13 protein-coding genes and 1 tRNA gene are annotated in these 11,987 nt (G+C 65.2%); 11 read left to right on the forward strand and 3 right to left on the reverse strand.

Features of this window, described 5'->3' with window-relative positions; genetic code table 11:
* The first annotated feature begins 68 nt into the window (after positions 1-68).
* From mepA to CK215_RS17980, 9 genes are all read left to right on the forward strand, one after another.
* Positions 69-1,151 carry a penicillin-insensitive murein endopeptidase gene (mepA, locus tag CK215_RS17935; protein ID WP_170950326.1) on the forward strand — a complete coding sequence of 361 codons (1,083 nt, stop codon included), beginning with the start codon at positions 69-71 and terminating at the stop codon, positions 1,149-1,151.
* Between the two features lie 242 nt (positions 1,152-1,393).
* Positions 1,394-2,413, forward strand: a complete 1,020-nt coding sequence (locus CK215_RS17940; RefSeq protein ID WP_095776772.1) for a glucokinase — start codon at positions 1,394-1,396, stop codon at positions 2,411-2,413.
* Between the two features lie 131 nt (positions 2,414-2,544).
* Entirely contained in the window at positions 2,545-4,410 is a 1,866-nt protein-coding gene (locus CK215_RS17945) for an ABC transporter ATP-binding protein (RefSeq protein ID WP_095831718.1), read from the forward strand.
* Positions 4,407-5,228, forward strand: coding sequence for a 4-hydroxy-tetrahydrodipicolinate reductase (gene dapB / locus CK215_RS17950; RefSeq protein ID WP_095831719.1), 822 nt, complete (start codon positions 4,407-4,409; stop codon positions 5,226-5,228). Before CK215_RS17945 ends, dapB begins: the two co-directional genes overlap by 4 nt.
* A 99-nt stretch (positions 5,229-5,327) precedes the next feature.
* Positions 5,328-5,948 carry a 2,3-bisphosphoglycerate-dependent phosphoglycerate mutase gene (locus CK215_RS17955; protein ID WP_067003230.1) on the forward strand — a complete coding sequence of 207 codons (621 nt, stop codon included), beginning with the start codon at positions 5,328-5,330 and terminating at the stop codon, positions 5,946-5,948.
* Positions 5,949-6,342: 394 nt separating this feature from the next.
* Positions 6,343-6,427, forward strand: a tRNA-Leu gene (locus tag CK215_RS17965).
* A gap of 123 nt (positions 6,428-6,550) precedes the next feature.
* Positions 6,551-7,270: a hypothetical protein gene (locus tag CK215_RS17970; protein WP_095831720.1), complete on the forward strand. Its 720-nt coding sequence runs from the start codon at positions 6,551-6,553 to the stop codon at positions 7,268-7,270.
* Positions 7,271-7,357: 87 nt separating this feature from the next.
* Positions 7,358-9,043: a cyclic nucleotide-binding domain-containing thioredoxin-disulfide reductase gene (locus CK215_RS17975; RefSeq protein ID WP_095831721.1), complete on the forward strand. Its 1,686-nt coding sequence runs from the start codon at positions 7,358-7,360 to the stop codon at positions 9,041-9,043.
* Entirely contained in the window at positions 9,043-9,348 is a 306-nt protein-coding gene (locus CK215_RS17980) for a UBP-type zinc finger domain-containing protein (protein ID WP_095831722.1), read from the forward strand. The genes CK215_RS17975 and CK215_RS17980 overlap by 1 nt, the downstream gene beginning before the upstream one ends.
* 100 nt (positions 9,349-9,448) lie before the next feature.
* Here CK215_RS17980 and CK215_RS17985 read toward each other — a convergent pair whose 3' ends face one another.
* Positions 9,449-9,640 (reverse strand): Flp family type IVb pilin, encoded by a 192-nt coding sequence (locus tag CK215_RS17985; RefSeq protein ID WP_095782025.1) that lies wholly within the window; start codon positions 9,638-9,640, stop codon positions 9,449-9,451.
* Between the two features lie 414 nt (positions 9,641-10,054).
* Between CK215_RS17985 and CK215_RS17990 the strand changes: the two genes are divergently transcribed.
* Both CK215_RS17990 and CK215_RS17995 read left to right on the forward strand, forming a co-directional pair.
* Positions 10,055-10,300 (forward strand): DUF1778 domain-containing protein, encoded by a 246-nt coding sequence (locus tag CK215_RS17990; RefSeq protein WP_210201676.1) that lies wholly within the window; start codon positions 10,055-10,057, stop codon positions 10,298-10,300.
* Entirely contained in the window at positions 10,285-10,800 is a 516-nt protein-coding gene (locus CK215_RS17995; RefSeq protein ID WP_245418728.1) for a GNAT family N-acetyltransferase, read from the forward strand. Before CK215_RS17990 ends, CK215_RS17995 begins: the two co-directional genes overlap by 16 nt.
* Before the next feature lie 48 nt (positions 10,801-10,848).
* On the opposite strand, the gene CK215_RS18000 is transcribed toward CK215_RS17995, so the two are convergent.
* Both CK215_RS18000 and CK215_RS18005 read right to left on the reverse strand, forming a co-directional pair.
* The gene (locus tag CK215_RS18000) at positions 10,849-11,031 is read right to left on the reverse strand and encodes a hypothetical protein (protein WP_170950325.1); all 183 of its coding nucleotides are present in this window, start codon (positions 11,029-11,031) and stop codon (positions 10,849-10,851) included.
* A gap of 102 nt (positions 11,032-11,133) precedes the next feature.
* Positions 11,134-11,970: an aspartate/glutamate racemase family protein gene (locus CK215_RS18005; protein ID WP_095831811.1), complete on the reverse strand. Its 837-nt coding sequence runs from the start codon at positions 11,968-11,970 to the stop codon at positions 11,134-11,136.
* Positions 11,971-11,987 lie beyond the last annotated feature (17 nt).

Raw genomic sequence — 11,987 nt, forward strand, 5'->3', positions numbered from 1 at the left:
TTTCGGGAGACATGTTTTAGCATGCCGCCTGAGATTGCGTCGTGCCACTGGAGAGGGGACCCGACCTGATGACGTTGCGACCGCTGCCCGACAGGAAGCCGTTCCTGACCGCCGCGCTTGCCCTGGTGACCTTAGCCGGGCTGGCGGCGGCCGCGATCTCGGCCGAACCGCGCGCAAAAGACCTGTTCGGCGCCAAGAAGCTGCCGGCGGTGGCGCAAGCGCAATCCTTCGGCTTTTACTCAAGAGGCTGCTTCGCCGGCGGCGTCGCCTTGCCGGTGGACGGGCCGAGCTGGGAGGTGATGCGCCCCTTGCGAAACCGCCGCTGGGGCCATCCGGCGATGATTGCGCTGATCGAGAAGCTCGCGCGAGACGCCCAGGCGGATGGCTGGCCGGGGCTGCTGGTCGGCGATGTCTCGCAGCCCCGCGGCGGCCCGATGACGACCGGCCACGCCTCGCACCAGATCGGCCTCGATGCCGACATCTGGCTGACGCCGATGCCGCGGCGCCCGCTGACCATGGCGCAGCGCGAGAGCATGAGCGCGACGCTGATGGTCGACGAGAAGACGCATCTGGTGAAGGACGCGCTGTGGACGCCGTCCCATACGCGGCTTTTGAAGCGTGCGGCGAGCTACCCTGAGGTCGAGCGCATCCTGGTCAATCCGGGCATCAAGAAGAAACTTTGCGACACGGTCACCGGCGATCGCTCCTGGCTGCGCAAGATCCGGCCGTTCTGGGGCCATGACTATCATTTCCACATGCGCATCGGCTGCCAGGCGGGCTCGCCCGGCTGCAAGGGGCAGGAGGCGACGCCGGCCGATGACGGCTGCGGCAAACCGCTTGCCTGGTGGTTCACCGAGGAGCCGTGGCGGCCCAACAAGAATCCGGATGCGCCGAAAGCGCGCGACCTGATGACCATGGCCAATTTGCCGAAGGAGTGCCAGGCGGTGCTTGCAGCGCCGGACGCGCCTTCTCTGGAAGCCGTTACCTATCAGGGCGGCGGCGCGGCAGCGGTGGCGGCGGCCAAATCGAAAGCGACCGAGCCGGCGGAGACGATCTCCAGCGATGCGGCGACGCTGCCGGCGGCGGCGAGCTCCTTTGCGCCGACGCCCAAAATCGGCATTCCAGTGCCCCGGCCAAGGCCGGGGAACTGAGGGCCGCGCCACGGCGTCCAGATGGTCGAGGCCCGCGGCGCCCCACATCCGCCTGGCTGCCGCAACTGGCGATTGGCGAAACCATTGGCGACAGTGCCCCTCTCCCCGTCACTGACGGGGAGAGAATGCCGGCAGGCAGGTGAGGGGCGGCGCCGACGCTCGAGATAGGCGCCGAAGCCGCTTTCCCTTTGCAGGACCATGCGCTAGTCAGCGACGGAGCGGGAACGAACGGGACAAAAAGCATGGTTGGCGAAGACGATACAGCGCTGCGGTTTCCGGTCCTGATCGGCGATATCGGCGGCACCAATGCGCGTTTTTCGATCGTGCTCGACGCCAATTCGGAAGCGACCGAGCCGCAAATCGTCCAGACGGCCAATTTCAAGACCATCGACGAGGCGATCCAGGCGGCGGTGCTCGACCGCTCGTCGATCCAGCCGCATTCGGCGGTGCTGGCGGTGGCCGGGCCGGTCGACGGCGACGAGATCCGGCTGACCAACTGCCCCTGGGTGGTCAAGCCGCACCAGATGTTTGCCAATCTGGGCTTGAGCGAGATCGTCGTGCTCAACGATTTCGAGGCGCAGGCGCTGGCGGTGGTGGCGCTGGGCGAAGAGCATATGGAAAAGATCGGCGGCGGGACGCCGGAGCCGAATGCCGGCCGGGTCGTGCTCGGCCCGGGGACGGGGCTCGGCGTCGCGGGGCTGATCTACGCGCTTCGCCGCTGGATACCGGTGCCGGGCGAGGGCGGGCATATGGATATCGGCCCGCGCACGCCGCGCGACTTCGAAGTGTTTCCGCATATCGAAAAGCTCGAGGGTCGCATCTCCGGCGAGCAGATCCTGTGCGGCCGCGGACTGGTCAATGTCTATCGCGCGGTGGCCAGGGCCGACGCAAAGCCGACGTCTTTCACGACGCCGGCGGAGGTTACGGCGGCCGCGCTCGCCAAATCCGATCCGGTGGCACAGGAAGCGCTGGAACTGTTCGTCACCTGCCTGGGCCGCACCGCGGGCGATCTCGCGCTGGTGTTCATGAGCCGCGGCGGCGTGTTCCTGACCGGCGGCATCGCGCAAAAAATCGTGCCGGCATTGAAAGCCGGCAATTTCCGCGCCGCGTTCGAGGACAAGGCGCCGCACAGCGCGCTGATGCGCACGATGCCGGTCTATGTCATCACCCACCCGCTGGCGGCGCTTCTCGGGCTGGCCGCCTATGCCAGAACTCCGTCGCTGTTCGGCGTTCAGACCGCCGGACGGCACTGGCGGGCATGAGCGCGCCCGGGTGCGGGATGGCAATCGGCCACCGCGACGAAGTTTCGCCATAGGCAAGCCGTAGCCGGAGCGATAAGAGGGTGCCGAAATGCTCCCTGACCTTTGACGAGAACCCACGAAGCGCTGCCGATTTGACATTTCAAAATCCAAACAAGCTAAAGGCCCGGCCCGGCGAGGTCACGGCGGTACTGCGCCGTATCATCGCCGAGAACGGCTATGACCATCGCTGGTCCTACGCGATCGTCATCGTCTGCTCGTTATTGGTTTCCGGCGCGACCGCCTTCTCGGCCTGGGTCATGGCGCCGATGGTCAATCAGATATTCTACGAGCGGAGCAGCGACGCCGTCTGGTGGATTTGCGCCGGCTTCATGGGCGCCTTCCTCGTGCGCGGCTTCGCCGGCTACGGCCAGGCGGTGATGCTGGCCACGATCGGCAACAATCTGGTCGCCCGCTACCAGAAGCGCAGCTTCGACCAACTGATGAAGCTCGGCGTCAATTTCTTCAACGACACGCGCTCGGGTCGACTGGCGGCGCAGCTGGACGAGAATATCGGCGGCATCCGCGACCTGCTGTCGCTGACATTGATTTCGATCACTCGCGACGCAGTGACGCTCGTCGGCCTGGTCGGCCTCATGGTCTACCAGGATCCGGTGTTGTCGCTGAGCTCGCTGCTGATCGGGCCGCCGCTGATCTGGGCCGTCGTCTACATCACGCGCCGGGTGCGCAAGATCAATCGGGAATCCGTGCTGATCAATTCTCGGCTGAGCGGGTCGGTGCAGGAGGCCACCCAAGGCATCGCCATCGTCAAGGCCTTCACCCTGGAGGACGAGCTGGCGCGCCGCATCGGCATCATGGCCGACACGGCCGAACAGCGCAGCAACAAGATCGCCCGCGTCTCGGAACGGCTGTCGCCGATTTCGGACATGCTGGCCGGCCTCGCCGTGACCGCCGTCATCGCTTATTCCGGCTATCGGGCATTGTATCTCGGTCAGCCGCCGGGCGCGGTCTTTTCCTTCATCACCGCGCTGATCTTGGCCTATGATCCGGCGCGGCGGCTGGCGCGCATGCAGGTGGCGATGGAACGCGCGCTGGTCAACGCGCGCATGATCTATGAATTGCTCGACCTCGAGCCGAAACAAAGCGACGCGTCCGACGCCGCCGAAGCGAAGATCATTTCCGGCGAAGTGACCTTCAACAATGTGACGTTCGGCTATAGCGCCGACATGCCGGTGCTGAGGGATCTGAGCTTTACCGCCGCCGCCGGCAAGGTGACGGCGATCGTCGGCGCTTCGGGCGCCGGCAAGTCGACGCTGGTGGCGCTCTTGCAGCGCTTCTATGACGTCGACGAGGGCAGCATCGAGGTGGACGGCCAGGACATCTCGAAGGTGACGAAGCGGTCGCTGCGCCAATCGATCGCCTATGTCTCGCAGGCGCCGTATCTCTTCGAAGGCACGATCCGCGACAACATTCGCTACGGCCGGCTCTCGGCCACCGATGCGGAGATCGAGCAGGCGGCGAAACAGGCCGCCGCCGACGAGTTCATCCGCCAGCAGCCGCAAGGCTACGACACGCCGGTCGGCGAAGGCGGCTCAACGCTTTCCGGCGGTCAGCGCCAGCGCGTCTCGATCGCCCGCGCCATCGTGCGCCAGGCGCCGATCCTGCTGCTCGACGAGGCTACGTCGGCGCTCGACAACGAGGCCGAAGCGCGCGTCCAGGAAGCGCTCACCCATGTCATGGAAGGCCGCACCACCATCGTCATCGCGCATCGGCTGTCGACCGTGGTCAATGCCGACCGCATCATCGTGCTGGAAGAGGGACGGCTGGTCGAGGAAGGCACACACGCCTCGCTGATGGCCGACCCGCACAGCGTCTACGCCCGCTTCCACCGGGTGCAGGGCAAGAAGGGGCTGGGGCTTGTCGATGACGCCAAGGCAAGCCAGACTTCGGCCCCGGCGCCGCGCAGCCGCGCCAAGAAAACCGTCGGGAGAAGCGCATGAGCGATACGGGCGATATGGGCCTGGTGGTGGTGGGCGCCGCCGGCCGGATGGGTCAGACGCTGATCCGCGCCATCCACTCCATTCCCGGCGCGCGCGTTGCCGGTGCCGTCGAGCGGCCGGACTCGCCGCATCTCGGCAAGGATGCCGGAGAGCTCGCCGGCATCGGCAGCATCAATGTGCCGATCGCCGACGACCCGCTGCCGGCCTTCGCCAAGGCCGACGGCGTGCTCGATTTCACGGCCCCGGGCGCAAGCGTCGAATTCGCCGGCTATGCGGCGCAGGCGCGCATCGTGCATGTCATCGGCACGACCGGCTGTTCGGCCGGTGACGATGCGAAGATCGCGGCGGCGGCGCGCCACGCGACCATCGTCAAATCCGGCAATATGAGCCTCGGCGTCAATCTTTTGGCGGTGCTGGTGGAGCAGGCGGCGCGCGCGCTCGATGCGCAGGATTTCGACATCGAGATCCTGGAGATGCACCACAGGCACAAGGTCGACGCGCCGTCCGGCACGGCGCTGCTGCTCGGCGAAGCAGCGGCCAAAGGCCGAGAGATCGCGCTCGCGGACAACAGCGTGCGTGTGCGCGACGGCCATACCGGCGTCCGCAAACCCGGCACGATCGGCTTCGCCAGCTTGCGCGGCGGCTCGGTGGTCGGCGAGCACAGCGTGATCCTGGCCGGCACCGGCGAGCGCATCACGCTGGCCCACCAGGCCGAGGACCGGGCGATCTTTGCCCGCGGCGCGGTCAAGGCGGCGCTCTGGGGCCGGGGCAAGAAGCCGGGCCTCTATTCCATGCGGGACGTGCTCGGCCTGGGCTGAGGCGGTTTTTTTTCTGCTTTTCTTCCGCAATTCCGGGCTGAAAACCGCTACACACTTTTCCTGGAATTGCTCAAATCCAACCACGTATCAGGAGCAAACATGTCGGGAACTCTCGTGCTCGTGCGCCACGGCCAGAGCGAATGGAACCTGAAGAACCTGTTCACCGGCTGGCGCGATGTCGACCTCACCGACCAGGGCAATGCGGAGGCGCTTGCCGCCGGCGAGAAGCTCAAGGCGCGCGGGCTGAAATTCGACATCGCTTACACCTCGGCGCTGAAGCGGGCGCAGAAGACCTGCCAGCACATTCTCGACGTGGTCGGCCAAAGCAAGCTCGAGACCGTCCGCGACCAGGCGCTCAACGAACGCGACTATGGCGATCTCTCCGGCCTCAACAAGGATGACGCGCGCAAGAAGTGGGGCGAGGAGCAGGTGCACATCTGGCGCCGCTCCTACGACGTATCGCCGCCCGGTGGCGAAAGCCTGAAGGACACCGGCGCGCGTGTCTGGCCCTATTACCTGCACGACGTGCAGCCGCATGTGCTGCGCGGCGAGACGGTGCTGGTCGCCGCGCACGGCAATTCGCTGCGGGCGCTGATCATGGCGCTGGACGGCAAGTCGGGCGAAGAGATCGTCAAGCTGGAGCTCGGCACCGGCGTGCCGGTGATCTACAAGCTCAACGCCGATTCCACCGTGGCAAAGAAGGAAGTGCTGGAGGGGTGAGGGATTCCATTGTTCCGGCCCCGCTCGGAACGGGTGGCCGTCTCGGGACAACCGCTTCAGGCGGAATTCCGTCTCGCCGTTAAAGACCAGCGTCGGCGCCGCCCCTCACCTGCCTGCCAGCATCCTCTCCCGGTATAGTGACGGGGAGAGGGAAGCTCCGGCCGCCGATTTCGCCAATCGCCAGCGTCTCAAGAGGACGCCAACGCCGCGGCCAGCCCCTTCTCCCCGTCCTATACGGGGAGAAGTACCCGGCAGGGCGATGAGGGGCGGAGCCGACGCCGACAATTGCCGTCCGTGCCTGAAATGAACCCCAGCTGCCCTCTGGTCAGTCTTGAGCTCCTCGAAAAAACCGCGTTGACACGCTTCGTTTGCCCGCTTACATGAGCGCCCACCAGCCCAGATGGCGGAATTGGTAGACGCGCACGGTTCAGGTCCGTGTTCCGCAAGGAGTGGAGGTTCGAGTCCTCTTCTGGGCACCAAATTCCCGTTTCAGACGATCTGACGCGATGAGCAAAAAGCCCGGATTTTCCGGGCTTTTTTGTGCCTGCAACTCGTCTCGGATTAAACCGTTCCTATCTTGTCTGTTAAGCCGAGGTTCCGTGATGCCCGCGCCGTTCAAGGAGTGGAAGGTTCTGCCGCATGGCAGGCTCTCTCCTGTCGACGACGATATTCTGACGGTGACGGGCGACATACCGATGCCGGTCGGCAACCTGAAACGGCGCATGACCGTGGTGCGATTGCGCGACGGACGGCTCGTCATCTTCAGCGCCATCGCGCTCGATGACGAACAGATGCGCGCGATCGAGGCCTTCGGCCAGCCGGCCTTCCTGATCGTCCCTAACGATCATCACCGGCTCGATGCAAAGCCATGGAAAGATCGCTATCCCACCCTGCAGGTGATTGCACCGGCGGGCGCGCGCAACAGCGTCGAGAAGGCGGTGCATGTCGATGCGGCCCGCGGCGACTTTGGCGATCCTGACGTCAAGCTCGTCACCGTCCCCGGAACCCGTGATCGCGAAGCGGCGCTGCAAATCGACGGACCGAACGGCACGACGCTGGTTCTCAATGATATCGTCGGCAACATCCGCGGCGCATCCGGTTTTGCCGGCTGGGCATTGCGCATGATGGGATTTGCCGGTGATGAGCCGCGTATACCCTGGCCGGTCAAGCTGACGATGGTCGGCGACAAGGCGGCACTCGCAGTGCAATTGAGACGATGGGCGGACCTGCCGGCGCTCAAGCGCATCCTTGTCTCGCATGGCTCCGTCATCACCGATGATCCGCAGGGGGCGCTGCGCAAGCTGGCGAGGTCGCTCGGATAGATGAAAGCGTAGCGGCCAACCTGCCCTTCCGGCCAGTCCCCGAACAAACCGCTTCAAACCCGCTGCCCCGGGCGCTACGGTCCGGTCATGGCCCCCTCCGTCAGCCCGACGATCGCCGCCCGCCGCGACCAGATGTTCCCCGTGCTCGCCGATGCGGACATCGAGCGCATGCGCCGCTTCGGCGTGCCAAGAGCCTACGGCGCCGGCGAGCATATCGTGACGGCCGGCACGGTCTCGCCCGGACTGGTCGTCATCCTGTCGGGCAAGGTCGACATCACGCAGGCCGGAGGTCTTGGCCCGCGCGAGGCGATCATCACCTATGGTCCGGGCAATTTCATCGGCGAGCTGGCGCAGCTTTCGAGCCGGCCGTCGCTGGTCAATGCCGAGGCGACCGCGCCGGTCGAAGCCATCGTCATCCCCTCGCAGCGGCTGCGCGATCTGATGGTGCAGGAGGCGAATCTCGGCGAGCGCGTCATGCGCGCGCTGATCCTGCGCCGTGTCGGCCTGCTCGAGAGCGGCACCAGCGGGCCGATCGTCATCGGCCGTCCCGGCAATGGCGATGTGCTGCGGCTGCAGGGTTTCCTCACCCGCAGCGGCCTGCCGCACCGCGCGCTCGATTCCGACACCGATCCCTGCGCCAAGACGCTGATCGAGCGTTTTCATGTCGATCCGCACCATCTGCCGATCGTGCTCTGTCCCAACGGCAAGCTGCTGCACAATCCCGGCGAAAGCGATCTCGCCCGCTGCGTCGGGCTGCTGCGGCCGCTCGACGCCGGCAAGATCTACGACGTTGCCATCGTCGGCGCCGGGCCGGCGGGATTGGCGGCCGCGGTCTATGCGGCCTCCGAGGGGCTGTCGACGATCGTGCTCGACTGCCGCGCCTTCGGCGGGCAGGCGGGGGCATCCTCGCGCATCGAGAACTATCTCGGCTTTCCGACCGGCATTACGGGCATGGCGCTGATGGCGCGCGCCTACAACCAGGCGCAGAAGTTCGGGGTCGAGATGGTGATCCCCGATGAAGCCAAATTGCTCGGCGCCGCCGACAACATGGCCGGCTACCGGCTGGACGTTGGCGACGGCGAGACCTTGCGCGCGCGCACGGTGGTGATCGCCAGCGGCGCGCGCTACCGTCGCCTCGACATCGCCAATATCGCGCAGTTCGAGGGCACGTCGGTGCATTACTGGGCCTCGCCGATCGAAGCACGGCTCTGCCGGGACCAGGAAGTGGCGCTGGTCGGCGCCGGCAACTCGGCCGGCCAGGCGGCCGTCTTTCTCGCCAGCCAAGTGCGCAAGGTGACGCTGTTGGCGCGGCGCGACAGCCTCGATGCCACCATGTCGCGCTATCTGGTCGAGCGGATCGTGGCGCAGCCGAACATCGAGGTGCTGACGGAAACCGAGGTCGAGGCGCTCGACGGCCATGACGGCAACCTCGACCAGCTGTGCTGGCGCAACCGGGTCACCGGCGTGGAGACGACGCGGACCATCCACCACCTCTTCCTGTTCATCGGCGCCGACCCGAACACCGACTGGCTGGCGCGCTGCGACGTGGCGCTCGACGCCAAGGGCTTCGTGCGCACCGGACCGGATGTGGCGCCGGGACACGGCCCGATGGAGACCAGCCGCAGCGGCGTGTTTGCCATCGGCGATGTGCGCTGCGGCTCGACCAAGCGTGTCGCGGCCGCCGTCGGTGAAGGCGCTCAGGTGGTGGCCGCGCTGCATGCCCATCTTGCGCGGAACGGCGGGCGTGCTGCTCAGCCCGAAAGGAGACCGTGATGGACGAATGCAGGCATACGGACGACATCAAGGATGTGGTGCCGAGCGCCCTCGGCTGCGAGGAATGCCTGAAGAGCGGCTCCTGGTGGGTGCATCTCAGACTCTGCCGCACCTGCGGCCATGTCGGCTGCTGCGACGACTCGCCCAACCGCCACGCCACCAAGCATTTCCACGCCACTCAGCATCCGGTCATCGAAGGCTACGATCCGCCCGAAGGCTGGGGCTGGTGCTATGTCGACGAGGTGTTCATCGACCTCGGCAACCGCACGACCCCGCAGAACGGCCCGATCCCGCGCTTTGTTTGAGCCGCGCCGCGTTCGCGTCTCGCCGCTCCGGCGCGCCGGAAAAAAAGGGGTCGCCCGAGGCGACCCCAAAAAAGTCCGTGCTGTAACCTGTAGGCTGAGCTTATTGCGGGCATCCAGATGCTTTCGGGTCCGCGACGCAGTCGGCGATCAAGCCGAATTTTGTGTTCAACGCCGAGCCGAGCGAAGTAGCCCCGACCATGATCGCCAGTGCGATCAGCGCCGCGATCAGGCCGTATTCGATAGCCGTTGCACCGGATTCGTCGTTATTGAACCGCTTGATTAGTTTGAGCATTGAAGGGTTCCTTGTTGCCCCGTTGGTGACCTGCTCAACCTACGAAGAAACAATTTTGAAGACCTTAATCGAAACAGTTAGGATTCGGTTACAGCCGCTATATCTTCAATATAGCTTCGATTATGTTGCGACAACTATTGCTTATCGTAATTCAGCAACATCTAATGTTTGGCTTAATCAGCGGGTCATGTACGGTGATCGCCAGCGCCATTAGACCCCTCGGTTGATGTTTTTCGAATTGCTTCGCCCACACTCCTTCCTTATACCGCGCCAAGAATGCAACTTTTGGCATCTACATTCGCTTCGGCGCTAAACAAAACCTACTCTCACTATAATGACAACGTCATTACAGGATACTACTCTGGAACAATGAAGCACGAGTCTGCAGACGCCTCGAAGAGAAGCACGCTGAACATGCGTATCAAGCCCGAGGAGCGCGGCTTGATCGACGAAGCCGCGCGGACGCTTGGCAAAACCCGAACGGATTTCATCCTCGATGCCGCTCGGCGAATGGCCGAGGACACATTGCTCGACCGGACACTTCTGAGGGTTTCGCCCCAGGCACAGGCCGAGTTCCTCTCCCTGCTCGACGCACCGGCCAAGTCGAACGAGCGACTGTCCAAGCTGATGAACGCGTCCCTCCCATGGGAAACGAAGTGACGCTTCGGGCGCCGGTACCGCTGGACCGTACCCACGATCTGTCGTTCTTTTCATCCGGCGTGCCGGGGTCGGATGACTGGCTCAAACGCCGGGCGCTCACCAGTCAAGACAGCGGCACGGCGCGCACCTTTGTTGCTTGCGATGGAGACAAGGTCGTGGCCTATTACGCGCTCGCCTCGGGCGGTGTGGTGGGGAGCCATGTGCCGGCCCGCTTAAGGCGCAATATGCCCGATCCGATTGCGGTCGCCATTCTTGCCCGGCTTGCCATCGATACTTCCCATCAGCGCCGAGGCTTGGGCCGCGCGCTGGTTCAGGACGCGGCCCGCCGCGTGATGAATGCGGCCGGATCAGTCGGCATTCGCGGCATCCTGGTCCACGCGATCTCGGATGAAGCGCGACACTTCTACACGGCGCTGGGGTTCGATGCCTCGCCCCTCGATCCGACGACGCTGGTGATATCCCTCGCCGATTTGCGGGAGGCGATCAGACCAAAGGGATAGCCTGGCCAGCGAAAGCAGCTGAAGTGGCAGAACGCAATGGCTGACTGCCTACTTCACCGAGCTGGTGACGGTCCGGTCGATGACGACGCGATCGCGGTCGTTGCCGGCAAGCGCGCCGATGATCAGCAGGCTGACGATGATCGGGACGAACAGGATTGCCACACGTGCCTGCACGTAGAAGATGGCGCGCCATTCATTGCGCTTTTCGGGGCTGTCATTCATCGCGCTCACTCTGTCCTGCCTCCCGAGGGCAGGACATAGTAGCGAAGCGTTAAGCAACCTTTTCCGCAAACGTTAACCGGCGACTTCGAACCGGCCAATCTGCCAATCGGATCAGGCAATCGGCAGCGCGAACAGCCGGCCGCCGGAAGGCACGACGTCGTCGATGCCGGCGAGACGCAGGCAGTGCCAAGCCATGGCGTGGTTGGACGAGGTGACGGGAATGCCGATGCGTTGCTCCAGTTCCGCCACCGCCTCGGCGACGCGCAGGCTGGTGCAGGAGATGAAGATCGCTTCCACGCCGGGCGCCGCCGCCATGCGCTCGGCCGCGGCCTCGATCGAGGCGAGCGAGATGCGGGCCGCCTCGCGGTCGTCGCGCCGGTCGAAAGTAGCGACGGCGGCGATATCGAGGCTGCGTCCGGTGAAATAGGTGACGAGACCCTGGTTGATCTCGGGGGCATAAGGCGTCAGCAGGCCGATGCCCTTGGCGCCGAGCGCCTTGAAGGCGGCAAGCGCGCCCGTCACCGGCGTGGTGCAGGCGACGCCCGGCCGCGCCTTCCTGATCTCGGCGAAGACGGCTTCCTCGCCGAGCGTCATGGTGGCCGAGGTGCAGCCGAAGCCGACGACGTCGAGCGGAATGCTGGGCAGGATGAGGTCGACGGTCGGCGCGATGCGCGGGCCGATGGCGCGCAGCGTGTCGGGGGTGATGTCGTTGTCGTTGAAGAGGCGGGCCTCGTAGAAGGCGACGCCCGGAATGCGCACCAACGCGCGGAACTCATGCTCCAGCGTCTGGTCGGTGGCGAGGATCGCAAGCCCGATCGCCGCGCGCGAGGCAAGGCCGCCGTCGAGTTCGGACGGAAGCACGCCCAGATCGACCGGCTTGGGATCGACGGGCTTGGGATCGACCGGTCCCGAAGATTGAGGGCGGGTAGCAGCCGCGCTGATGGACATGGCATTCCCTTTCTTGG

The sequence above is a fragment of the Mesorhizobium sp. WSM3864 genome (genome assembly GCF_002294955.1).
Taxonomy (GTDB): Bacteria; Pseudomonadota; Alphaproteobacteria; order Rhizobiales; family Rhizobiaceae; genus Mesorhizobium.